The organism is Corallococcus sp. CA041A (assembly GCF_003612075.1).
Taxonomy (GTDB): Bacteria; Myxococcota; Myxococcia; order Myxococcales; family Myxococcaceae; genus Corallococcus; species Corallococcus exiguus.
In genome coordinates this window covers 17,698-40,401 of sequence record NZ_RAWF01000057.1, presented here as the reverse complement: position 1 = coordinate 40,401, position 22,704 = coordinate 17,698, and the positions used below count along the sequence as shown (strand labels likewise).

General features: G+C 69.3%; 20 protein-coding genes. 11 read left to right on the top strand and 9 right to left on the bottom strand.

Annotated features, from left to right (window positions below; translation table 11 throughout):
- Window positions 1–294: 294 nt before the first annotated feature.
- The 8 genes from aroF to D7V77_RS12760 all read left to right on the top strand — a co-directional run bounded on the left by aroF (window position 295) and on the right by D7V77_RS12760 (window position 8,473).
- Complete coding sequence (gene aroF / locus D7V77_RS12795) at window positions 295–1,191, top strand: 3-deoxy-7-phosphoheptulonate synthase (protein WP_120576555.1); 897 nt, start codon at window positions 295–297, stop codon at window positions 1,189–1,191.
- Window positions 1,188–1,877 (top strand): bifunctional demethylmenaquinone methyltransferase/2-methoxy-6-polyprenyl-1,4-benzoquinol methylase UbiE, encoded by a 690-nt coding sequence (gene ubiE, locus D7V77_RS12790; RefSeq protein ID WP_120576554.1) that lies wholly within the window; start codon window positions 1,188–1,190, stop codon window positions 1,875–1,877. Before aroF ends, ubiE begins: the two co-directional genes overlap by 4 nt.
- A 103-nt stretch (window positions 1,878–1,980) precedes the next feature.
- Window positions 1,981–2,457, top strand: a complete 477-nt coding sequence (locus D7V77_RS12785; protein WP_233596925.1) for a shikimate kinase — start codon at window positions 1,981–1,983, stop codon at window positions 2,455–2,457.
- The gene (locus tag D7V77_RS12780) at window positions 2,454–3,704 is read left to right on the top strand and encodes a shikimate dehydrogenase (protein ID WP_120576552.1); all 1,251 of its coding nucleotides are present in this window, start codon (window positions 2,454–2,456) and stop codon (window positions 3,702–3,704) included. The genes D7V77_RS12785 and D7V77_RS12780 overlap by 4 nt, the downstream gene beginning before the upstream one ends.
- Window positions 3,701–4,720, top strand: coding sequence for a chorismate synthase (gene aroC / locus D7V77_RS12775; RefSeq protein WP_120576551.1), 1,020 nt, complete (start codon window positions 3,701–3,703; stop codon window positions 4,718–4,720). The genes D7V77_RS12780 and aroC overlap by 4 nt, the downstream gene beginning before the upstream one ends.
- Window positions 4,717–5,787: a 3-dehydroquinate synthase family protein gene (locus D7V77_RS12770; RefSeq protein ID WP_120576550.1), complete on the top strand. Its 1,071-nt coding sequence runs from the start codon at window positions 4,717–4,719 to the stop codon at window positions 5,785–5,787. The genes aroC and D7V77_RS12770 overlap by 4 nt, the downstream gene beginning before the upstream one ends.
- Window positions 5,784–7,079, top strand: a complete 1,296-nt coding sequence (locus D7V77_RS12765; RefSeq protein ID WP_120576559.1) for a 3-phosphoshikimate 1-carboxyvinyltransferase — start codon at window positions 5,784–5,786, stop codon at window positions 7,077–7,079. The genes D7V77_RS12770 and D7V77_RS12765 overlap by 4 nt, the downstream gene beginning before the upstream one ends.
- 86 nt (window positions 7,080–7,165) lie before the next feature.
- On the top strand, window positions 7,166–8,473 hold the full coding sequence (locus D7V77_RS12760) for a citrate synthase (RefSeq protein ID WP_120576549.1): 1,308 nt from the start codon (window positions 7,166–7,168) through the stop codon (window positions 8,471–8,473).
- Between the two features lie 80 nt (window positions 8,474–8,553).
- Here the strand turns inward: D7V77_RS12760 and D7V77_RS12755 are convergent, their stop codons facing one another.
- Complete coding sequence (locus D7V77_RS12755; RefSeq protein WP_172810997.1) at window positions 8,554–10,374, bottom strand: long-chain fatty acid--CoA ligase; 1,821 nt, start codon at window positions 10,372–10,374, stop codon at window positions 8,554–8,556.
- A 95-nt stretch (window positions 10,375–10,469) separates the two neighbouring features.
- Between D7V77_RS12755 and D7V77_RS12750 the strand changes: the two genes are divergently transcribed.
- From D7V77_RS12750 to pyk, 3 genes are all read left to right on the top strand, one after another.
- On the top strand, window positions 10,470–10,835 hold the full coding sequence (locus tag D7V77_RS12750) for a hypothetical protein (protein ID WP_172810996.1): 366 nt from the start codon (window positions 10,470–10,472) through the stop codon (window positions 10,833–10,835).
- A 129-nt stretch (window positions 10,836–10,964) separates the two neighbouring features.
- Complete coding sequence (locus D7V77_RS12745; RefSeq protein WP_169820390.1) at window positions 10,965–11,759, top strand: bifunctional nuclease family protein; 795 nt, start codon at window positions 10,965–10,967, stop codon at window positions 11,757–11,759.
- A 216-nt stretch (window positions 11,760–11,975) separates the two neighbouring features.
- The gene (gene pyk, locus D7V77_RS12740; RefSeq protein ID WP_120576547.1) at window positions 11,976–13,376 is read left to right on the top strand and encodes a pyruvate kinase; all 1,401 of its coding nucleotides are present in this window, start codon (window positions 11,976–11,978) and stop codon (window positions 13,374–13,376) included.
- 34 nt (window positions 13,377–13,410) lie between these two features.
- Here pyk and D7V77_RS12735 read toward each other — a convergent pair whose 3' ends face one another.
- The 8 genes from D7V77_RS12735 to D7V77_RS12700 form a co-directional block, all read right to left on the bottom strand.
- On the bottom strand, window positions 13,411–14,076 hold the full coding sequence (locus tag D7V77_RS12735) for a hypothetical protein (protein ID WP_120576546.1): 666 nt from the start codon (window positions 14,074–14,076) through the stop codon (window positions 13,411–13,413).
- A gap of 19 nt (window positions 14,077–14,095) precedes the next feature.
- Window positions 14,096–15,223 carry a glutamine-hydrolyzing carbamoyl-phosphate synthase small subunit gene (carA, locus tag D7V77_RS12730; protein WP_120576545.1) on the bottom strand — a complete coding sequence of 376 codons (1,128 nt, stop codon included), beginning with the start codon at window positions 15,221–15,223 and terminating at the stop codon, window positions 14,096–14,098.
- Window positions 15,223–16,524, bottom strand: coding sequence for a dihydroorotase (locus D7V77_RS12725; protein ID WP_172809769.1), 1,302 nt, complete (start codon window positions 16,522–16,524; stop codon window positions 15,223–15,225). The genes carA and D7V77_RS12725 overlap by 1 nt, the downstream gene beginning before the upstream one ends.
- The gene (locus D7V77_RS12720; protein ID WP_120576544.1) at window positions 16,521–17,414 is read right to left on the bottom strand and encodes an aspartate carbamoyltransferase catalytic subunit; all 894 of its coding nucleotides are present in this window, start codon (window positions 17,412–17,414) and stop codon (window positions 16,521–16,523) included. Before D7V77_RS12720 ends, D7V77_RS12725 begins: the two co-directional genes overlap by 4 nt.
- Window positions 17,415–17,490: 76 nt before the next feature.
- A complete protein-coding gene (gene lepB / locus D7V77_RS12715; protein ID WP_233596924.1) occupies window positions 17,491–18,717 on the bottom strand; it encodes a signal peptidase I in 1,227 nt (408 codons plus the stop codon).
- Window positions 18,718–18,743: 26 nt separating this feature from the next.
- A complete protein-coding gene (lepA, locus tag D7V77_RS12710; protein WP_120576542.1) occupies window positions 18,744–20,555 on the bottom strand; it encodes a translation elongation factor 4 in 1,812 nt (603 codons plus the stop codon).
- A 166-nt stretch (window positions 20,556–20,721) separates the two neighbouring features.
- Window positions 20,722–21,666, bottom strand: coding sequence for an NAD-dependent epimerase/dehydratase family protein (locus D7V77_RS12705; RefSeq protein WP_120576541.1), 945 nt, complete (start codon window positions 21,664–21,666; stop codon window positions 20,722–20,724).
- A 71-nt stretch (window positions 21,667–21,737) separates the two neighbouring features.
- Entirely contained in the window at window positions 21,738–22,697 is a 960-nt protein-coding gene (locus D7V77_RS12700; RefSeq protein ID WP_014397341.1) for a UDP-glucuronic acid decarboxylase family protein, read from the bottom strand.
- Window positions 22,698–22,704 lie beyond the last annotated feature (7 nt).

Below are 22,704 nucleotides of genomic sequence, written 5' to 3'. Positions count from 1 at the left end.
CCCCGCCACCGCCTCGCGCGCCACCGGCCGCTCCCAGTACACGGAGGGAACGCCGAGGCTGCCCGCCCCAGCCAATGGATCCACTCCAGGCAGGGGCATCATCCCGGCGACCCATCGCGGATCCTCAGCGGGACTGAGCGGCGTCATCAGCCATTCTCCTGCACCTCGGGGGAGGCGAGTGACATCACCTTCGATTGTCTTCTAAGCGATCTCGGCTATACATGCACCAAGGAGTTCAAAACCGCTTGAACTCCATGGAATCCGAATTCCAGTAACTCCAGCGAGGGAGCCGCCGTGGGAGGCCAGCAACCAGACGACCCAGCCGGGCGGCGTGACCCGGGTGCACACCGCGTCCTTCGCGCAGCGCGTCCAGCAGGCACGCGCGTCCAGGTGGGGACCGTGGAGGTGGGCGGGCCCGGCTTCGTGGTGATGGCGGGGCCGTGCGCGGTGGAGGGCACGGAGCAGCTGGAACTGGCGGCCCGCGCGGTGGCGCAGGCGGGGGCGCACCTGCTGCGCGGAGGCGTGTTCAAGCCGCGCACCAGTCCGTACGCGTTCCAGGGCATGGGGGAGCCGGGGCTGAAGCTGCTGGTGGACGCCGGACGGCGCCACGGACTGCCCATCATCAGCGAGGTGATGGAGACCGAGCAACTGCCCCTCATGGCGCAGCACGCGGACATCCTCCAGGTGGGCGCGCGGAACATGCAGAACTTCGGGCTGCTGCGCGCGCTGGGGAAGCTGCGCAAGCCGGTGCTGCTCAAGCGCGGGCTGTCCGCCACGGTGCAGGAGTGGCTCAACGCCGCCGAGTACATCCTCGCGGGCGGCAACGAACAGGTGATGCTCTGCGAGCGCGGCATCCGCACCTTCGAGACCGCGATGCGCAACACGCTGGACCTGGCCGCGGTGGCGTGGGCGAAGGAGCGCACGCACCTGCCGGTCATCGTGGATCCTTCGCATGCGACGGGCATCCCGTCGCTTATCACTCCCATGTCGCTGGCTGCCGCGGCCTGCGGGGCGGATGGATTGTTGATTGAAGTCCACCCCCGGCCGGAGCAGGCATTGTGCGACGGGCAGCAGGCGATGTCGCCCGGGGATTTCGCTACGTTGATGCAACGGCTGCCGGGCGTGCTCGCCGCGGTGGACCGTCACCTTTGGACGCCGGCGGGGCCGGCACAGATCGCGGGGGCGCGATGAGCACCGAAGTCCGTCAGATGTTCTCCTCCATCGCCACGCGCTACGACGTGACGAACGAAGTCCTCTCCTTCGGCATCCACCGGCTGTGGCGGCGCACGGCGGTGAAGCTCAGTGGCGCGAAGGAAGGCAGTCAGGTGCTCGACTGCGCCACCGGCACGGGCGACCTGGCGCTGTCGTTCAAGCGCAAGGTGGGCTCCACGGGCCGCGTGGTGGGCACGGACTTCTGCCCGGAGATGCTGGAGAGCGCGCCGGCCAAGGCGGCCAAGGCGGGCCTGGACGTGGAGTTCCAGGTGCAGGACGCCATGGCGCTCACCCTTCCGGACAACAGCTTCGACGTGGCGTCCATCTCCTTCGGCATCCGCAACGTGGATGATCCGGTGAAGTGCCTCCAGGAGATGGCGCGCGTGGTGCGCCCCGGAGGCCGCGTGGTGGTGCTGGAGTTCGGCCAGCCCACGGGCCCGTACGGCGCGCTGTTCCGCTTCTACAGCAAGACGGTGATGCCGGCGATTGGCGGACTGCTGACGGGCAACCGCGCGGCGTACCAGTACCTGCCCCGCACCGCCGCGGCCTTCCCCGCTGGCGATCGCTTCCTCTCCCTGATGGACCAGGCCGGCGCCTACGCTGAGCGCGCCGCCCACCCCCTGCTGTTTGGAACCGCCTACGTCTATGTCGGAACCGTCCGTTGAGGCCCGGCGCCTCCTTGTCTCGCAAGTCGTCGCGTCGGTAGATCCCAGACTCCAGCAGGTGCTCCAGGGGGCCCTTACGTCCCCGGGGCCCTGCCCTCGCCCCGTGGGCGCGCAGACCGTCGTCATCGCGGGACACCGCGCGGCCGGCAAGACGCGCCTGTTGCCGCTCGTCTCGAAGTTGCTCGGGCGTTCTGGCCTGGACCTGGACGCGGAGCTGGAGCGCCGGCATGGGCGCCCGCTCCGCTCCTGGGTCGCGGAGTCCCCCACCACCTTCCGCGCCGCCGAGCGCGAGACGCTGGGCCTGTTGCCCTCGGGCAGCGTGGTGGCGGTGGGCGGCGGCTTCCTGTCGCACCATCCGGAAGTGCTCGCGGGACACTTCACGCTCGTCGTCCCCGTCACCTTCGACACGTACCGCGAGCGGCTGATGGCGGACACCACGCGCCCGCGGCTGCGTGCTGATGTGTCGCTGGAGGAAGAGCTCCACTCGCTGTTCCATGAACGCGAGGCGATGCACGCCCGCGTCCCCACCATCTCCCTGGCGGACTTCCTCCGGGGCTGCCTTGCCCAGGAGCCCGCGTGATGGCCACCCGGCGCATCATCACCCTGCCCCCCACCCTCACCGGCGCGGACGCCGTTGCGTTCGCGCGCGACGGCCTCAAGCGTGGCGCGGACGTCATCGAGGTGCGGACCGACTTGCACGCGCCCGGTGACATCGATCCGGACGCCCTCGCCCGCGTGATGCCGCTGCTCGTCTCCGAGCGGGGCAAGCCGGTGCCCGCGCCGTGGGTCCAGGCCGCGTGGCGCGTGGACCGAGACGTGGAGCGCGCGCAGGACATGGACGCGCCGCCGGGGAAGCTGCTCGCGTCGCACCACGCGGAAGGGCCGCTGACGACGACTGAGGCGCTCAAGCGCTGGTCCCGTCCCATTCCGCCGGACGCGCTGGTGAAACACGTGGAGCCCATGGACGGGCCCGCGCACCTGGACGTGCTGCTGGAGACGCAGGCCGCGCTGTCGCAGCGCTTCGGCGCCGAGCGCGTCACCGTCCTGGGCATGGGGCCCGTCGCCATCCCGGCGCGCGCGGTGCTCTCTCGCGGGAACGGCCTGGAGTACGTGGCCATGGGCGGCCCGTGGACGGCGGCCCCGGGACAGCGTCTCCTGGACGACGTGGTGCGCGAGCACCGCAAGGCGAAGGATCCGCACTCGTTGCGCCTGGGCATCCTGGGCACGGCCATTCCGCACTCGCGCTCGCCGCGCATCCACCGTCAGCCGTTCGACCGCATCGACCTGGCCGAGGACGCGCCGGTGGAGGCGGTGGTGGACGCGCTCCTGCCGCACTACGCGGGCTTCGCCGTGACGAGCCCGTTCAAGATGCGGCTCGCGAAGCACACGGGCTCGCAGCTGGACGCCATCAACACGCTGGTGCGCCGGGGCTCTCGGTGGGAGTCCTTCAACACCGACACGGAAGGCGCGCGCGCCGTGCTGGAGCGCCTGGGCACGAAGGACGTGGCGGTGCTGGGTGACGGCGGTTCCACGCAGGCCCTGCGGCTGGTGTCCGCTGAACAAGGACTCGCCCTGCGGGTCGTCAAGCGCGCGGAGATTCATGCACCGCTGTCCGGGGATTGGGTCTGGACGTGGCCGGACCGCGTGGCCGCCCCCGAAAACCTGAGATTCCAGGGGGCACGCGTGGCGGTGATCGCATACGGTGCGCCCGGCCGGCGCGTCGCCGCGGAGATCGTTCGCCGCGGGGGCACCCCTCTCCTGCTAGGTGCGGCGTGGTTTGTCGCCCAGGCCCGGCGGCAGCGACAACTCTGGGAAACGGCGACATGAATACCTTTGGCACCCTCTTCCGGTTGACCACGTTCGGCGAAAGCCACGGTCCCGCGCTGGGCTCCGTCATCGACGGCTGCCCCGCGGGCGTTCCTCTGACGCGCGAGATGATCCAGGCGGCCCTGGACCGCCGGCGTCCCGGTCAGTCCGCCCTGGTGACCCCGCGCAACGAGCCCGACACCGTTGAAATCCTCTCCGGCGTCTTCGAGGACAAGACGCTGGGCACGCCCATCGCGGCCATCGTGCGCAACGCGAACCAGCGCTCGCAGGACTACAACCAGCTGGCCAGCGTGGACCGGCCGGGCCACGCGGACGCCGTGTGGAGGGAGCGCTACAAGCACCGCGACCACCGGGGCGGCGGCCGTACCAGCGGACGTGAGACGCTCTGCCGCGTCATCGGGGGCGCCATCGCGGAGGCGTACCTCGCGCGCGACCTGCCCTCCATCAGCACCGTGGCCTACGTCTCCCAGGTGGGTGAGCTGGTCGCCCCCGTTCCGTCGCCGGGACTCACGCGCGCCATGGTGGACGCGCACCCCACCCGCTGCCCCGACGCCGCCGTGCGCGAGGAGATGGCCCGCCAGATCCTCGCCGCGAAGGAGGCCGGGGACAGCCTGGGCGGCTCCATCGACGTGCGCGTGGAGGGCCTGCCCGTCGGTCTGGGCGAGCCCATCTTCGGCAAGCTGAAGGCGCTCATCGCGCAGGCGCTGGGCAGCATTGGCGCCGTCACCGGTGTCGTGTGGGGCCCGCCGGATCTGATCCAGCGCCTCGGCCAGCCCGGCACGAAGTTCCACGCCGTGAAGGACGCGTACGGTGGCATCCAGGGTGGGCTCGCCAACGGTGAGCCCATGCAGGTGCGCGCCTTCTTCAAGCCGCCCGCGACGCTGGCGGATCACGCCAAGGGCGGCCGTCACGACCCGTGCATCATGCCCCGCGCCGTCCCGGTGCTGGAGGCCATGGTGTCGCTCGTCATCGCCGACCTCGTCCAGCAACTCAACGCCCGCCCCCACTCCGCATGAGCTCGCTTCCTCCCGGTTCCTACCGCCCCCCGAACGACCGTTGGGGTTCCTTCACCAAGCTCGCCGCGAAGCTGCCCGAGGGCAGTGTCGCCGTGGTGGACCGCACCGTCGCGCGCTTCCACCCCACGCTCATCCCCGCACTGGAGGCCCGCAAGCCGCGCGCCATCATCCAGTTGCTCGGCGGTGAGCGCGCCAAGAGCCTCATCTCGCTCCAGAAGGTGCTCGCGGGCGGCATCACGCTGCCGCGCTCCGGCACGCTCGTCGCCGTGGGCGGTGGCACCGTGGGCGACGTGGCCACCGTGGCCGCGCACCTGCTCAAGCGCGGCGTGCGGCTGTTGCAGGTGCCCACCACGCTGCTCGCGGCGGTGGACAGCAGCCTGGGCGGCAAGGGCGCGGTGGACCTCGTCGTGCGCGGCCGCGTGGTGAAGAACCCCGCGGGCGTCTTCCACTACGCGGATGAGACGTGGCTGTGCCCGGAGCTGTACGCCACGCTGTCCGACGCGCAGGTGCGCGAGGGCTCCATGGAGGCGTGGAAGATGGTCGCGTCGCTGGATGCGTCCCTCTTCAAGCGCTACGTGCGCACGCCGCCGAAGCTGGAGAAGCTGGTGAAGGACGCGCGCGGCCTGAAGGAAGGCATCTGCGCGAAGGACCCGTACGAGCACCAGGGCCTGCGCCGCGTGCTCAACTTCGGCCACACCTTCGGTCACGTGCTGGAGAGCCTTTCCCGCTTCAAGCTGTCGCACGGCGACGCGGTGGGCCTGGGCATCCTCTGGGCCCTGGACGTGGGCCGGCACCTGGGCATCACCCCGGAGCCCGTGGCGCACGAGGTGGAGCGCGCGCTGGCCCGAGGCCCGGGCGTGCTCGGCCGCGACCGCGCCGCGGAGATTGCCCGGCGCGCGCCGCTGAAGGACGTGGTCGCGCTCCTGGACGCAGACAAGAAGGCCGGTGCCAACGGCGAGCTGCGCATGGTGCTGCTCACCGCCGTGGGCGCCTCCGAAGTCGTGGATGTGCTGCCGAAGACGTGGCGGGCCCTGTGGCCCGCCTGGACCCGTGGAGCCCGCCCTTGAGCCACGCCTCGCCGAGCTGTCTCACCGTCGACCCGAGCGCCTTGAGCGCCTCACCGCTCACCCCGCCCGTGTCGAAGTCGGACGCCCAGCGAGCCCTGGTGTTGGGACACCTCACCGGCGCCTGGCCGCTGCCGTCGGTGCAGGCGGAATCGGACGAGGACCTTCCCGCCGACGTGCGCGTGCTGCGCCGGGGCGTGGAGGCCCTGCGCCTTCCCGCCGGCCCCGTGCGCGACGTGGACTGCGCGGATGGCGGCGCCCCCTTCCGTATCCTCGTCACGCAGGCCGCGGTGACTCCCGACGTGCGCGTACGCTTCACCGGCACGCCCCGCCTGGGTGAGCGCCCGCACGGCCCGCTCTTCACGTCGTTGAAGCAGGCCCTGGGCCCCACGGGTCTGACGCTCACCGAAGGCACCCCGTGGCCGGTGGAGCTGCACGCGCCCCAGGACACCACGAAGGTCGCGCCGGTGTTCCGCGTGCCGGGTGCGCAGAGCAGCCAGTACGCCTCCAGCCTGCTGCTGGGCTGCGCCGAGCGCTTCCTCCGGGAGAAGCGCGCGTGGAGCGTGGAGATTGAAGGCGCGCTCACCAGCGCTGGCTACATGGACCTCACGGTGGCGTGGCTGCGCCGCTTCGGCTTCACCGTGGAACAGTCCGAAGGACACTATTCCGTCACGGGTTATCAGGCGCCCGAATCCGTCCCATCACTGCCGGGCGACTGGTCTTCATTGGGTTACCTGGTGCTCATCGCCTGGCGCACGGGCGGCACGGTGGAGCGCGCGGAGCCCCAGAGCGCCCACCCGGACCAGGCGATCCTCCGGCTGGCCGCTGAAGTGGGTCTGAAGATGCTCCCGTCGGGCGCGCCCAACACCTGGCGCGTCGAGGGTGAAGCCACGGGCGAGCTGCGCGCGACCGGCAAGGAGTGCCCGGACCTGCTGCCCACGCTGGCGGCGCTCGCGTGCGTGCTGCCCCGGCCCACCACGCTCAGCGACGTGGGCATCCTGCGGGTCAAGGAGAGCGACCGGCTGGAGGGCATCCGCACGTTGGTGGCGGCCTACGGCGGCACCACGGAACTGTCGGCCGGAGCCGACAGTGAGACGCTGCGAATCCTCCCGCCCAAGGTGAAGCCCACGCGCTTCGCCATGGACAGCCGGGGTGACCACCGCCTGGCGATGTCAGCGGCCACCCTGTGTGTGCTGTCCGGGGTGCCTCTGGATCTGACGGGGCCGGAGTGCGTGGAGAAGAGCTTCCCCGGATTCTGGCGGCAGCTCGCGCGGGTCGGCGTCCGCTATTCCTGAGCGGGCGCGCGGACCGGAAACTTCGCCTCTAAGACTTATCGATCTTTTTTGTTGAAAGCGTCCGCCGCCCTGTGAAATCTCCGCCCATGCCCAAGGACACGCTGACCGTCACCGACAATCGGACCGGGAAGACGTACGAGATCCCGATCGAGAACGGCTGTATCCGCACCCCCGACCTGCGCCAGATCAAGACCGGCAGCGATGACTTCGGTCTGATGGGTTACGACCCCGCGTTCCTGAACACGGCGAACTGTAAGAGCGCCATCACCTTCATCGACGGCGACAAGGGCATCCTCGAGTACCGCGGGTACCCCATCGAGCAGCTCGCGGAGAAGTCCTCCTTCCTGGAGGTGGCCTACCTGCTGCTGAAGGGCGAGCTGCCCACGCAGAAGGAGCTGGAGAACTTCACGTTCAACGTGACCCACCACACGCTGGTGCACGAGAACATCAAGTCCTTCATCGACGGGTTCCGCTACGACGCGCACCCCATGGCCATGCTGGGCTCCACGGTGGCGGCGCTGTCCGCGTTCTACCCGGACGCGAAGAACATCAAGGACGCGCGCAGCCGTGAGATCCAGATCACGCGCCTCATCGCGAAGATGCCCACCCTGGCCGCGTTCTCGTACCGCCACGCCATGGGCCTGCCGTTCGTCTACCCGGACAACGACCTGTCCTACGTCGCCAACTTCCTGGCGATGATCAAGCGCATCGGCACGAGCGCCTTCAAGGTGCACCCCACGCTGGAGAAGGCGCTGGACGTGCTCTTCATCCTGCACGCGGACCACGAGCAGAACTGCTCCACCACGTCCGTGCGCACGGTGGGCTCCTCGCAGGTGGACCCCTACTCCGCGGTCGCCGCGGGCGTGGGCGCGCTCTACGGCCCGCTGCACGGCGGCGCCAACGAGGCGGTGCTCCGCATGCTCCGCGAGATTGGCAGCAAGTCCAACATCCCGGAGTTCATCAAGCAGGTGAAGGGCGGCGAGGGCGAGAAGAAGCTGATGGGCTTCGGCCACCGCGTCTACAAGTCCTACGACCCGCGCGCGAAGGTCATCAAGCGCGTGGCGGACGAGGTCTTCGACGTGACGGGCAAGAACCCGCTGCTGGAGATCGCGCTCGAACTGGAGCGCATCGCGCTCGAGGACGAGTACTTCGTGAAGCGCAAGCTGTACCCGAACGTCGACTTCTACTCGGGCCTCATCTACGAGGCGATGGGCTTCCAGGCGGAGATGTTCCCCGTCCTGTTCGCCATCCCCCGCACGGTGGGCTGGTGCGCGCAGTGGGAGGAGATGGTGACGGACAACGAGCAGAAGATCGCCCGTCCCCGTCAGGTCTTCACCGGCGCCGCGCGCCGCGACTACGTGGCCCAGGACAAGCGCACCCCCGGCGGCAAGTAGTCACCGCGGGCGGTAGCAGCCACTGAAGCACGAAGGGGCGCGGGACTCGAAGCTTGAGTCCCCCGCCCCTTTCGCTTTGCCTAGCCGTGGGCGACGCCAGGCGCGCCTGGCTCGTTGTAGAGCGCTTCGATGGCGTCCGCGTACTTCTGCTCCACCACCTTGCGGCGCATCTTCATGCTGGGCGTGAGCTCGCCACCGTCGATGGAGAACTCCCCCGGCAGCACGCGGAAGCGCTTGATGGTCTCGAAGCGCGACAGCTTCGGGTTCACGTCCCGCTCGAAGGCCTCGTACAGGTGCTGCTGGAGGCGCGCGTCCTTCACCAGCGTGGCCACGTCCTCCGGCCAGCCCTTCTCCCGCGCCAGCTTCCGCACCCGGTCCGGATCCAGCGTCACCAGCGCCACCAGGTAGTTGCGCCGGTCCCCCACCACCAGCGCGTGCCCCACGGGGGACACGCCCTTGAGCAGCTCTTCGATATTGGCGGGCGACGTCTTCTTGCCGCCGGAGGTGACGATGATCTCCTTCTTGCGCCCGGTGATGCGCAGGAAGCCCTCGGAATCCAGCTGCCCCACGTCGCCCGTGTGCAGCCACCCGTCCGCCAGCAGCTCCTGCGTGGCCTCCGGGTTGCGGTGGTAGCCCAGGCACACGTTGCCGCCCTGGACGAGGATCTCCCCGTCCTGTGCGATGCGCACCTCCACGCCCAGCATGGGGCGGCCCACCGTGCCCATCCGGGCGCACTCGGCGGTGCTCACCGTGGCGGGGCCGGACACCTCCGTCATGCCCCACACTTCCAAGAGGACGACGTCGATGGAGGCGAAGAAGTCCAGCACGTCCCGGCCAATGGGCGCCGCGGAGGTGGAGAACAGCTTCGCCTTCTCCAGGCCGATGCGCGTCTTCAACGGCTCGAACACCAGCCGCTTGGCCAGCGCGAACTTGGCCTCCATGAACGACGGGACGCGCTCCTGGCTCAGGACGCGCGTGTTGCGCTCCAGCGCCGTGGCGCGGGCCCACTCCACCAGCCGGCGCTTCAGGGGTGGCTGCGCGGCCAGGCCCTCCTCCGCCTTCGTCTTGAACTTCTCCCAGACGCGCGGCACCGCGAAGAAGACGGTGGGGCGCACCTCCGTGAGGTTCTTGCCCAGGGCGTCCAGCGAGTCCGCGAAGTACACCTGCGTGCCCATGAGCAGCGGGCTGTGCAGGGAGACGATCTGCTCCGCGATGTGGGACAGCGGCAGGTACGACACCAGCCGCTCGTCCTCCATGTCATGGAAGCCCATGGTGTCGCCCAGCTGCTTCGACGTCCAGGCGAGGTTGCGGTGGCTGAGCGCCACGCCCTTGGGCTGGCCGGTGGTACCGGACGTGTAGATGAGCGTGGCCAACGCGTCCGGGTGGAGCGCGTGGACGCCGTCCCAGTAGGGGGCTTCATCCGCCTTCGCGCCAGAGGCCAGCACGTCCGCGTAGCGCAGCACGCCTTCGGGCAGCGGCGTGGGCGCGTCCATCACGATGAGGTGCTGGAGCGCGGGCAGCCGCTTCTGGACCTCCAGGCCGGTGGCCAGGTGCTTCGCGTTCTCCACCAGGAGGAAGCGCGCCTCGCAGTGGCCCAGGATGTAGACGAGCTGGTCCACACTGCTGGTGGTGTAGAGCCCCACCGGGATGCCGCCCAGGGACATGGCCCCCAGGTCCGCGACGTGCCACGCCTCGCGGTTGAAGCTCAGGATGCCCAGCGGGTCGCCTTCCTGAAACCCCAGCGCGTGCAGCCCCAGGGCGAAGCGCTTGACGCGCTGGGCATAGTCGAACCACGAGGTGGGGACATAGGCGCCTCCATGGCGAGACCAGAGCGCCGGGCGGTGTTCCAGCCGCGCGGCCTGGTCATGGAGCGCATGCAGCATCGTCTTGGGCAGGTCCATCTGGCGAAACGTAGTGGAAGCTCCCCGCCCGTTCCACGTCCCCGCGTCTCAGGCGTTGACAGCATGTTCACCAGCTTTGTATGCCGCGCCCGACCATGAGCATCGACTTCACCTGTCAGAAGTGCGAGGCCAGCTTCGAGTTGGAAGCCCAGGACCTCATCGAGGGGACGGAGAAGATTGTCTGCCCCCACTGCGACGCGAAGGCGCCCGCCAACCTCTCCGAGGACTTCGTCGCCGCGCTCACGGAGATGCGCGCGCAGATCGCCATCCTGAGCAAGAAGTTCGCGGTGACGATGACGCTCGAAGCCGAGGAGCTCGAGGACGAACTCGACGACGAGGACGAAGACGAGGAAGAGTCCGACGACGACGAGGATGACGACGAGGACGAGGACGAGGACGACGAAGAGTCCGAGGACGACGAGGACTACGACGACGAAGAGCCCGAGGACGGCGACCGCTAGTCGCCTGGCGCCCCTTGTTCCCGGCTGCCCGCCCGCCCTCCAACCGGGTGGGCCAGGGCCCGGGGGCTGCTCGCGACGGCGTGGGGGCGGTGCCCTCCCGGTGAAGGGGGAGGTGCGTAGCTTAGGGATGTGAAAACGTCCAACCGCGCCAACTTCTTCGTCGCTCCGTTCACGGCTGTGGTGCTGGCGCTGGGGGGAGCGTTGTTCCTCCCCGCGTTCGGGATCCCCGGCGCCAACGCCGCCGCAGACTCAGCGGCGGCAGGCAAAGAGAGGCCCTGCATCACGGAGAAGGGCAGCGACCCCAAGGCCTGCTCGGAGCTGGTGGAGCTGGAAGTGAAGGACGTGGTGCCCTTGATGGAGGCGCAGACGCACGCCGTCGTGCTGACCACCAAGGACGGGGAGACGGTGCTGCCCCTCTTCGTGGACGAGGGCGCGGCGGTCTCCATCGCCTTCCGCCTCGCGGAGCGTCCGCCCCCGCAGCCCTTGTCGCAGGACCTGCTGGACGACGTGGTGAACAAGCTGGGCGGCAAGGTGACCGAGGTCCGCATCGACGACCTGCGCGACAACGTCTACTCCGGCCGCGTCTTCCTCCAGCAGGGCAAGAAGGAGCTGGCGCTGGACGCGCGCCCTTCGGACTCCATCGCCATGGCCATGCACAGCCAGGCCCGCATCCGCGTGACGCGCAAGGTGCTGACCATGGCGGGCATCACCCGCTCGGAGATTGAAGCCCTCCAGAAGCAGCAGGACCTGGGCGTGGGCGGCAGCGGCGGCCTGGGTGAAGAGGACATGGGTCCCCTGCCCCCGCCGCCTCCCATGGGCCCCAGCGCCGGCAACCCGAAGCCTCACTCGGAGGACATCGGCATGGACCACTCCACGCGCCCGCTGATGGAGCCCATGGGCAAGGGCCAGGAGATCGACCTGTAGGCGTCCGCGAAAAGGCCTGCCTGGAACCTGGAACGAAAAAAGCCCGGCCCCCCCTCCCAGGGTAGCCGGGCTTTCTTCGTCTCAAGCGTCTGAGAGCCACGAATGGCGTACGCCGGCCTGCGGTAACTTTCCGTCCAGCGCGTGAAGCGAAGAGTTAGTCCTTCGGGCGCAAGCCTGTCAAGACGCCCACCCCGTGGCGCTAGGATGGGCCGCCTTATGCGCAAGGCGAAGATCATCTGCACGCTGGGTCCGGCTTCGGACTCCAAGGAAGTCATCGAGGGGCTGGTGAAGGCGGGCATGAACGTGGCCCGGCTCAACTTCTCCCACGGAACGCACGACGAGCACCGCCAGCGCGTCCAGCGCATCCGCGCGGTGTCGAAGAAGCTGGGCGTGCCGGTGGCCATCCTCCAGGACGTGCAGGGCCCCAAGGTGCGCCTGGGGCGCTTCGAGGGCGGCCAGCTGATGGTGGCGGCCGGCGACACGGTGACGGTGACGACGCGCGCGGTGCTGGGCCAGGGGAAAGTCATCCCCACCCCGGTGCGCACGCTGCCCCGGGACGTGGAGAAGGGCCACGAGGTGCTCCTGGACGACGGCCGGGTGCGCCTGCGCGTGCTGAAGGTGAGCGGCCAGGACGTGTCCTGCCGCGTGGAGGTGGGTGGCCTGCTCAAGGACCACAAGGGGCTCAACCTGCCCGGTACCGCCATGTCGGTGCCCACGCTGACGGAGAAGGACAAGGTGGACCTGGCGTTCGGCCAGGAGGTGGGCGTGGACTACGTGGCGCTGTCCTTCGTGCGCTCCGCCCAGGACGTGCGCCAGGCGCGGACGCTGGTGGCGAAGGGCAAGACGCCCATCATCTCCAAGATTGAAAAGCCCCAGGCAGTGGAGAACCTGGAGTCCATCGCCGCGGAGTCGGACGGGGTGATGGTGGCCCGCGGCGACCTGGGCGTGGAGATGCCACTGGAGCAGCTGCCGGCCATCCAGAAGCGCACCGTGCGGGAGGTCAACCGCATGGGCGGCATCGTCATCGTCGCCACGGAGATGCTGGAGAGCATGGTGCTCAACGCCCGGCCCACGCGCGCGGAGGTGTCGGACGTGGCCAACGCCATCCTCGACGGCGCGGACGCGGTGATGCTCTCCGGGGAAACGGCCGCGGGCCGCTACCCCGTGGACGCGGTGGCCACCATGGCGCGCATCGTGGAGGAGACGGAGCGCACCGGCGTCATCACCCTGCCCCACTCCCCCTTCGAGCGCTCCGAGGACCTGGGCACCGGCGTCGCCGCGGCGGCGGTGGCCGCGTCCCGGCAGCTGAACATCGGGACCATCATCGCGTACACGGAGAGCGGCCACTCCGCGCGGCTCATCTCCGAGTTCCGTCCCGGCGCGCGCATCCTCGGCCTGACACCCAACGCGGACACGGTGAACCGGATGGCGCTGTACTGGGGCGTGACGGGCCACATGGTGAAGCGCGTCAGCACCACGGAGGCCATGCTCAAGCAGGTGCGCCGGCTCTGCCAGGAGCTGCGCTTCTGCGAACCGGGCGCGCCCTTCATCCTGGTGGCCGGCGTGCCGCTCAACGTGCCGGGCAACACCAACATGATGAGCATCCACCGCATCTGAAAGAGCCCGCGGTGGAGGCTTCCGGGCAGCAGGCCTACAGGACCTTCTGCTCGAAGTCGTAGATCTTCTCCACGGACAGCTGGCGGTAGCGCTCCACGTTGAGGGCCCGGCGGGCGCACTCCCACACCAGGTCCTTGGCGGGGCGCTCCGGCTCCTTCTTCTTGCGGCGCTTCACCTCGGCCTTGATGGACTTGAGGGCCAGCGCCGGGTGGTAGCAGAAGGCGGAGGAGAACAGCAGGTGGCCGCCGAAGGGCACCAGGCGCGCCTCCAGCACGTCCCCCGTCTCCAGGCCCGCGATGTGGCGGCGCTCCGTCACGTCGAAGTCCTTGCCGGAGAAGAGCTCGCGCAGGCGCACCATGCCCTTGGCCAGCTTGCGCACCTCGAAGAGGCCGTGGACCGTCTCCGTGAAGCTGCGGAAGGCGTTGGCCTCCTCGGGCGGAGCGGACTGCAGGCGCTGCTCGTACAGCTCCGCGGCCGGCGTCTTGCCCGTGAGCGGCGAGACGCGGTCGTAGAGGTAGTAGTCCAGGAACGACGCCATCCGCAGCTCGAAGAGCTTGTCGTCCTCGAAGACTTCTCCGGTGAGACGGAAGTACTCCGCCTTGGCCTCCAGGAGGTCCGGCTTGCGCGCCTCCGAGCTGCCGAAGGCGATGAGCTGGTCCAGGTAGGGCTGGTACGACATCGGGGTCAGCGCGGTGTCCATGGCCGGTGCGTGCCTCTTCCTACGAACCCGCCATCAGCGTCGCGAAGCGGCTGAACAGGTAGCGCGCGTCGTGAGGGCCGGGCGAAGCCTCGGGGTGGTACTGCACGCTGAAGGCCCGCGCGTCCGGAACGGCCAGGCCCTCCACCGTGCCGTCATTCAGGTTGATGTGCGTGACGACGGCCTTGCCCTTGAGGCTGGCGTCGTCCACCGCGAAGCCGTGGTTCTGCGCGGTGATCTCCACCTTGCCCGTCGTGAGGTCCTTCACGGGCTGGTTGCCGCCGCGGTGGCCGAACTTCATCTTGTACGTCCGGCCGCCCAGGGCCAGCGCCATGATCTGATGCCCCAGGCAGATGCCGAACACCGGCACCTTGCCCAGCAGCGCCGCCACCGTGCGGTCCGCGCCCTTCACCGCGGCCGGGTCGCCCGGGCCGTTGGCCAGGAAGACGCCGTGCGGCTTCTTCGCCAGCACCTGCTCCGCCGTGAAGTGGGAGGGCACCACCGTCACGCGGCAGCCCACGTCCACCAGGTACTGGAGCATGGAGCGCTTGAGGCCGTAGTCGTACGCGACGACGTCGAACTTCAGCTCCGGCTCCGGGCGCTTGTCACCGGTGGCCAGGAACACGTCCGGCGACGGCGTGGTGAAGAGGTAGGGCTCCTTGCAGGACACGCCCGTGGCCAGGTCCAGGCCCTCCATGCCCACGGCGGTGCGCGCGCGCTCGGACAGGGCGGCGGCGGTCACGTTCTCCGTGGAGATGATGCCCGTCTGCGCGCCGTGCGTGCGCAGGTGGCGCACCAGCCGGCGGGTGTCCACTCCTTCAATGCCCACGCGGCCGTGGCGCGCGAGGTACGCGTCCAGCGTCTCCTGCGAGCGCCAGTTGGAGGGCGTCTTCGTCAGCGAGCGCACCACCATGCCCACCGCGTGCGGCAGTCCCGCCTCCTCGTCCGCCGCGTTCGCCCCGATGTTGCCCATCTCCGGGTACGCCATGGTGACGATCTGCCCCACGTACGAGGGATCCGTGAGGATCTCCTGGTAGCCGTACATGGACGTGTTGAAGACCACTTCGCCCACCGTCTCGCCGGAAGCGCCAAAGGCGCGTCCCTCGAACGTGGTGCCATCCGCCAGTGCGAGCACCGCCCGCTTCGTCATCACCGCGACTCCTTGAGCTGACCGTCCTCGAACACACACCGGCCGCCCACCCACGTCTGCGTCACGCGACCCTTCAGCGTGCGCCCGTGGAAGGGCGTGTTGCGACTGCGGGAATAGAACCGGTGGGCATCCACCGTCCACTCCTCCGAAGGGGACAAAAGAGTGATGTCCGCCGGGGCACCAGGCGCCAGGTGACCGCCCGGCAGGCCGAATACCCTCGCCGGCCCGTCCGACAGGAGCTCCACCGCCCGGCGCGGGGTGAGCACGCCCTCGTGCACCAGCGCCAGCGTGAGCCCCAGGGCCGTCTCCAGCCCGACGATGCCGTTGATGCCCTTCTCGAACTCCACCAGCTTGTCGGACACACCGTGCGGCGCGTGGTCCGTGGCGATGGCGTCCACCGTGCCGTCCACCAGCGCCTCGCGCAGCGCCTTCACGTCCACGTCACTGCGCAGGGGCGGCGCCATCTTCGCGTGGGTGTCGTAATCCCCCACCGCCCGGTCATCCAGGGTGAAGTGGTGCGGCGCCACCTCGCAGGTGACGCGCAGGCCGCGCTTCTTCGCCTCGCGGATGAGCCGCACGCTGCCCTCACAGGACACGTGCGCCACGTGCAGCCGCCCCTTCGTCTCCTCCAGGAGCACCAGGTCGCGCGCCACCATGGCCACCTCCGCGGAGGACGGAATCCCGCGCAGGCCCAGCCGCGTGGACGTGGCGCCCTCGTGCATGGCACCGCCGGCGGACAGGGTGAGGTCCTCCTCGTGCACCATCACCGGCACGTCGAACTGGGTGGCGTACTGGAGCACCCGGCGCATCAGGCTCGCGTTCATCACCGGGCGGCCGTCGTCGGTGAGGGCCACGCAGCCGGCGCCAATCAGCTCGCCTGCCTCCGACAGCTCCTCGCCCTTGAGCCCCTTGGTGATGGCGCCGGCCGGGTACACGTGGCACAGGTCCGCGTCCCGGGCGCGCGACAGCACCAGCTCCGTGACGAGCGCGCTGTCGTTCACCACCTTGGTGTTGGGCATGGCCACCACGCCGGTGAAGCCGCCCGCCACCGCCGCGCGGCAGCCGGTGAGGACCGTCTCCTTGCCCTCTTCTCCCGGCTCGCGCAGGTGCACGTGCAGGTCGATGAAGCCCGGCACCAGCCACTTGTCGGTGGCGTCCACCACCCGCGCGTCCTTGGGCGCGGGCAGCGGGCCTTCTGACACCTGGGCCACCCGGCCGTCCGTCACGAGGACGTCACGAACGCCGTCCACGCCATTGCGCGGGTCGATGACGCGCGCCCGCTGGAAGAGCACCGTGGTCATGATGCGCACGCCTCCAGGACGGCCCGGCGCACCGCGACGCCGTTGGCCACCTGCTCCAGGATGACGCTGCGAGGCCCGTCCGCCACCACCGGCGACAACTCCACGCCGCGGTTGATGGGGCCCGGGTGCAGCACGAGGGCTTCCGGCCTCATCCGCTCCGCGCGGGCGGGCGTGATACCGAACAGCCGCGAGTACTCCCGCTGGGACGGCAGGAAGGCTTCCGACATGCGCTCCGTCTGCAGCCTCAGGCACATCACCGCGTCCGCCTGGGGCAGCACGGCGTCCAGCTGATGCGTCACCTCTCCGCCCATCTCCTCCAGCCCTGGCGGCAGGAGGGTGGGCGGTCCGCAGAGCACGACCCGGGCCCCCAGCGCCTTCAGGCACAGGAGGTTGGAGCGCGCCACGCGGCTGTGCAGCACGTCACCGACAATCAGCACCGTACGCCCGTCCAGGCGGCCCCAGCGCTGGCGCAGGGTGAAGGCGTCCAGCAGGGCCTGGGACGGGTGCTCATGCGCGCCGTCGCCCGCGTTGACCACCGCGCACTTCACGTGGCGGGCCACGAGCCCCGGCGCGCCGGAGGAGCGGTGGCGGATGACGATGACCGCCGGCCCCATGGCTTCGATGTTGCGCGCGGTGTCCAGGAGCGTCTCCCCCTTGGACACGGAGGAGCCCGCGTAGCTCCAGTTGAGGACGTCCGCGCCCAGCTTCCGCGCGGCCACCTCGAAGGAGGAGCGCGTCCGGGTGGAGTCCTCGAAGAAGAGGTTCGCCACGACGCGGCCCCGCAGAACGTGCGAGGCATCCGGTCCGCCGGGCAGGTGAGCCTGGGCGCGGTCGAGCAGTGCTTCCAGCTCGTCCCGCCGCCAGCCTGCGATTCCGAGAAGATGTCTCATGGGCCGGGGCCGCCGCGTACCGCGCGCCGCACGTTGCGTCAAGCACGGCGCGTGGCGGCGACCCGTCCAGCGTCCGTCAGCGCACCGGTTCGAAGAAGCGGTCGACCCTCAGGCCCGTGCCGCCGAACAGATTGCCCAGCAGGCCGCCCCAACCGAGCGACAGCCAGACGACCATGGCCTTGCCCTTGATGTGGCCGTACGGCACGTAGGCGACCTCGGCGCCGCCCGGGCCGCCCAGGTTGTAGCGGCTGTCCGCGCTGTTGTCCCGGTTGTCGCCCATCACGAAGACGCTGTTGGCGGGCACCGTGTAGGGGCCCTCGTGCTCGCGGCCCGGCAGGCGCATGGGGTGCTGGAGCGACGAGTGCACCACGCCGCCCAGGTTCTCGCGGTAGAGCACCTCTTCCTGGTCGAACCAGCGGCCCGTCAGGTCGTCCTGGTTGTGCACCACGTAGTCCGGCGTCACCAGCGTGCGCGGCTGCGGCTCGCCGTTGATGCGCACCACCCCGTCGACGATCTCCACCGTGTCGCCGGGGATGCCGATGACGCGCTTGATGAAGTCCTTGGACTCGTCCACCGGGTTGTTGAAGACGATGACGTCCCCGCGCATGGGCTCCCGCACGATGCGGAACGGGACGAAGTTCGTGTACGGGATGCGCACCCCGTAGATGAACTTGTTCACGAAGACCTGATCGCCAATCTGCAGCGTGGGCAGCATGGAGCCGGACGGGATGCGGTACGGCTCGATCAGCACCGTGCGGATGATCACCGCGATGAGCAGCGCCTTGCCGAAGCCGCCCAGGAAGTCCCACACGGACTGCTTGCGGTACGCGCCCAGGTGCTCCTGGGTGAGCTTCTCCAGCGCCTGCGTCTCCGTGCGCAGCAGCTCCGCGTTGGCCGCCACGGACGCGGACTCCACGCGCAGGGCCTGCTCGGTGATGCGCTCCGCCACGGCCGGGGACACCTTCGTCCCCAGGCGCGCGAGGATGCGCTCGTCCTCGGAGATGAGCTCGTGCGCCTCGTGGCGCAGCGTGCGCAGCAGCGATTCCTTCCGGGAGGCGTTGCGCCACACCAGCAGGCCCACGAAGGCCAGCACCATCAGCAGGCCGAAGCCCTTGATCAGCGGCTGGGCCCAGGACGCGGTGCCGGGCGCCATCTCAATCAACGTGACGTAGGGGATGAACGCCAGGCCCACACCGCACAGCGGAGCCCAGAGGCTGGTGAGCAGCTCGCGCCACATCAGCTGGCGGCGAGCCTTGAGCTGCTCCGGAGTGCGGCGCGCGGCCATGGCCGCTCCCAGCTTCATGGAAGGACTGGCCGTGCTCATAGGGCTTACTGCTCCGTCTTGAGGACCGCGAGGAAGGCTTCCTGCGGAATCTCCACCGTGCCCACCTGCTTCATGCGCTTCTTGCCCTCCTTCTGCTTCTCCAGGAGCTTGCGCTTGCGGCTGATGTCGCCGCCGTAGCACTTGGCAAGGACGTTCTTGCGCATGGCGGAGATCGTCTCGCGGGAGATGATCTTCGCGCCGATGGCGGCCTGGATGGCCACCTCGTACATCTGCTTGGGAATCACTTCCTTGAGCTTCTCGCAGACCTCGCGGCCACGCAGGTACGCGCGCTCGCGGTGCACGATGACGGAGAGCGCATCCACCGGCTCCCCGTTGATGAGGATGTCCAGCTTCGCGAGGTCCGCCTCCGCGTAGGAGGACAGCTCATAGTCCAGGCTCGCGTAGCCGCGCGACACGCTCTTCAGGCGGTCGAAGAAGTCGAAGACGACTTCCGCCATGGGCATCTCGTACGTCACCTGCACGCGGGTGCCGCTGGAGCCCAGGTACTTCATGTCCTTCTGCACGCCACGCCGGTCCTGGCACAGCTTCAGGATGGCGCCCAGGTGCTCGTTGGGCACGTGGATGTGACAGGTGAGGATGGGCTCCTCGAACTTGGTGATGTTCTGCGTCGGCGGCAGCTTCGCCGGGTTGTCCACCAGGAGCACTTCATCCTTGGTGGTGGTGATGCGGTAGACCACCGACGGGGCCGTCGTGATCAGGTTGAGGTTGTACTCGCGCTCCAGGCGCTCCTGGACGATCTCCATGTGGAGCAGGCCCAGGTAGCCGCAGCGGAAGCCGAACCCCAGCGCCGTGGACGACTCCGGCTCGTAGGTGAAGGCGGAGTCGTTGAGCGTGAGCTTCGCCAGCGCGTCGCGCAGGTTCTCGTAGTCGGACGAGTCCACCGGGAAGATGCCGGAGAACACCATCGGCTTGACTTCCTTGAAGCCCGGGAAGGGCTGCTCGGTGGGCCGCGCCTCCTCCGTCACGGTGTCGCCGACCTTCGCGTCCTGCAGCTCCTTCACGTTCGCGACGAGGACACCCACCTCGCCCGCCATGAGCTGCGTCACCGGGCGCGAGAACGGGCTGAACACGCCCAGCTCCTGCACCTCGAAGACCTTGTTGTTGCTGAACATCTTGATCTTCTGCTTCAGCTTCAGCGTGCCTTCCAGCACGCGCACCAGCGTCACCACGCCCCGGTAGTTGTCGTACCAGGAGTCGAAGATGAGCGCCTTGAGCGGCGCGGACGGCGAACCCGTGGGCGGCGGCACGCGCTTGACCACCGACTCCAGGATGTCGTGGATGCCGATGCCCTCCTTCGCGGAGGCCGGCACCGCGACGGACGCGTCGATGCCGATGACGTCTTCAATCTCCCCGCGCGTGCGCTCCACGTCCGCGGAGGGCAGGTCGATCTTGTTGATGACCGGGATGATCTCCAGCTCGTGTTCCAACGCCATGTAGACGTTGGCGAGCGTCTGCGCCTCCACGCCCTGCGTCGCGTCCACGACGAGCAGCGCGCCCTCGCACGCGGCGAGGCTGCGGCTCACCTCGTAGGCGAAGTCCACGTGTCCCGGCGTGTCGATGAGGTTGAGGACGTAGTTCTGGCCGTCCTTGGCGGTGTACGTCATCCGCACGGACTGGGCCTTGATGGTGATGCCCCGCTCTCGCTCGATGTCCATGTTGTCGAGGAACTGGGCCTGCGCCTCACGCTTGGTCAGCGTGCCTGTCTTCTCCAGGAGGCGGTCGGCCAGCGTCGACTTTCCATGGTCGATGTGGGCGATGATGCAGAAGTTGCGGATGTGCGCGTTTTCAGCCGGCATGGTCAGGGCGCTCGTCGGTCGCGAAGCGGGCGTAGGTAACACCGAACCGCCTGAAAATCCACGACCGGCGCACACCTGCCCGCCGGGCACTCCACCCGCCTGACGCCCCGCATTCCCCCCGGCATCCAGGCCGGGGGGACTTGAGCGGCGCGACGACGGCCCGGACTCAGCCCCGGACGCGGACGGGACCCGCGGCCTGGTCGCGGAAGAACTGGAGCGTGTGGCGCAGGCCCTCCGCCAGCTGCACGGACGGCTCCCAGCCCAGCACCTTCTTCGCGTGCGCCGCGTCGATGCAGGAGCGCAGCTGCTCGCCCGGCTTGCCCGGCGCGTGCGCGGCCTTCAGCGAGCTGCCGCCGGCCTCCGCGATGAGCTCGTAGAGCCGGTTGATGTCCGTCTCCACGCCGGTGCCGATGTTCGCGGCGCCCACGTAGTCGCTCTGGAAGGCCAGGTAGTTGGCGCGGGCCACGTCCGGGCCGAAGACGAAGTCACGCGTCTGCTTGCCCTCGCCGTAGATGGTGCAGCCCTGCCCCGCGATGACGCGCTGGCTGAAGATGGCCACCACGCCGGCCTCGCCGTGCGGGTTCTGCCGGGGGCCGTACACGTTGGCGTACCGCAGGGCGACGTACGGCAGGCCGTACTGCGCGCGGTAGTAACCCAGGTACAGCTCGCCCGCCGCCTTGGAGACGCCGTAGGGCGACACCGGCCGCTGGGGGTGGTCTTCCCGGGCGGGGAAGTAATCCTGCTCGCCGTAGATGGCGCCGCCGGTGGAGCTGAAGATGACCTTCTTCACGCCGGACTGGCGCGCGGCCTCCAGCAGGTTCGTCATGCCGCGGATGTTCACGTCCGCGTCGAAGCCGGGGTCCTCCACGCTGCGGCGCACGTCCATCTGGGCGGCCAGGTGACAGAGCACCTGGGGCTTCTCCGTGCGGATGAGCTCCGCGGCTTCCGGGCTCCGGATGTCGTGCACGGCCAGCCGTACGCGCGGATCCAGGTTCTCCTTCTTGCCGCTCGACAGGTTGTCCAGCGCGATGACCTCGTGGCCATTGCGCAGGAACTCATCGCACACGTGCGAGCCGATGAAGCCCGCGCCGCCCGTTACCAGGACTTTCACGCCGTTCTCCCCAGGCCCGGCCGCCACGAGGGCCGGGCCGACTACCTCGCGTTCACTCGCGCGCGGCCAACCTAAGTCCCAGAGGGGCGAGCGGCAACCTCACGGAAGTAGGCGATGGTGTCCCGCAGACCATCTTCCAACTTCACCTTGGGCTCCCACCCCAGCAGCGTTCGCGCGCGGGTGATGTCCGGCTGACGCTGCTTCGGATCATCCTTGGGCAGCGGGTGGTAGACGATCTGCCTACCCCCACCGGCCGCTTCGCGCACGGCCTCCGCGAACTGCTTGATGGTCATCTCGCGCGGGTTGCCGATGTTCACCGGGCCCCGGACGTCCGACAGCACCAGCCGCACCAGGCCGTCCACCAGGTCCTTCACGTAGCAGAACGAGCGCGTCTGGCTGCCGTCCCCGAAGACGCTGAAGTCCTCGCCCTTGAGCGCCTGGCCCACGAAGGCGGGCACCACGCGGCCGTCGTTGAGGCGCATGCGCGGGCCGTAGGTGTTGAAGATGCGCACGATGCGGACGTTCACGCCGCGGCTGCGCTCGTACGCGGCGCTGATGGCCTCCGAGTAGCGCTTGGCCTCGTCGTACACCGAGCGCGGGCCAATGGGATTCACGTTGCCCCAGTAATCCTCCTTCTGGGGGTGCACCAGCGGGTCGCCGTACACTTCCGACGTGGAGGCCATGAGGAACACGGCCTTCTTCTTCTCCGCCAGCTTCAGCGCGTTCTCCGTGCCGATGGAGCCCACGCGCAGGGTTTCGATGGGGAGGTTCGCGTAGTCGATGGGCGAAGCGGGCGAGGCCAGGTTGAGGACGAAGTCCACCGGCCCGTCCACCTCCAGGCCCTCGGTGATGTCCTGGTTCACGAACTGGAAGCCCGCGCGCGGCTTGAGCGTGCGGACGTTCGCCTCATTGCCCGTGATGAGGTTGTCCACCGCGAGGACGGACTCCGCGCCGTCGTCCAGCAGCCGCTCACACAGATGCGAGCCCACGAATCCGGCCCCACCCAACACCACCGCCCGCTTGCCACGCATGCTCGTC

Coding starts and splice junctions, on each gene's coding strand:
- ubiE (WP_120576554.1), top strand. CDS start 1,188: ATGAGCACCGAAGTCCGTCAGATGTTCTCCTCCATCGCCACGCGCTAC.
- aroC (WP_120576551.1), top strand. CDS start 3,701: ATGAATACCTTTGGCACCCTCTTCCGGTTGACCACGTTCGGCGAAAGC.
- D7V77_RS12770 (WP_120576550.1), top strand. CDS start 4,717: ATGAGCTCGCTTCCTCCCGGTTCCTACCGCCCCCCGAACGACCGTTGG.
- D7V77_RS12760 (WP_120576549.1), top strand. CDS start 7,166: ATGCCCAAGGACACGCTGACCGTCACCGACAATCGGACCGGGAAGACG.
- D7V77_RS12755 (WP_172810997.1), bottom strand. CDS start 10,374: ATGGACCTGCCCAAGACGATGCTGCATGCGCTCCATGACCAGGCCGCG.
- D7V77_RS12750 (WP_172810996.1), top strand. CDS start 10,470: ATGAGCATCGACTTCACCTGTCAGAAGTGCGAGGCCAGCTTCGAGTTG.
- pyk (WP_120576547.1), top strand. CDS start 11,976: ATGCGCAAGGCGAAGATCATCTGCACGCTGGGTCCGGCTTCGGACTCC.
- D7V77_RS12735 (WP_120576546.1), bottom strand. CDS start 14,076: ATGGACACCGCGCTGACCCCGATGTCGTACCAGCCCTACCTGGACCAG.
- carA (WP_120576545.1), bottom strand. CDS start 15,223: ATGACGAAGCGGGCGGTGCTCGCACTGGCGGATGGCACCACGTTCGAG.
- D7V77_RS12725 (WP_172809769.1), bottom strand. CDS start 16,524: ATGACCACGGTGCTCTTCCAGCGGGCGCGCGTCATCGACCCGCGCAAT.
- D7V77_RS12720 (WP_120576544.1), bottom strand. CDS start 17,414: ATGAGACATCTTCTCGGAATCGCAGGCTGGCGGCGGGACGAGCTGGAA.
- lepB (WP_233596924.1), bottom strand. CDS start 18,717: ATGAAGCTGGGAGCGGCCATGGCCGCGCGCCGCACTCCGGAGCAGCTC.
- lepA (WP_120576542.1), bottom strand. CDS start 20,555: ATGCCGGCTGAAAACGCGCACATCCGCAACTTCTGCATCATCGCCCAC.
- D7V77_RS12700 (WP_014397341.1), bottom strand. CDS start 22,697: ATGCGTGGCAAGCGGGCGGTGGTGTTGGGTGGGGCCGGATTCGTGGGC.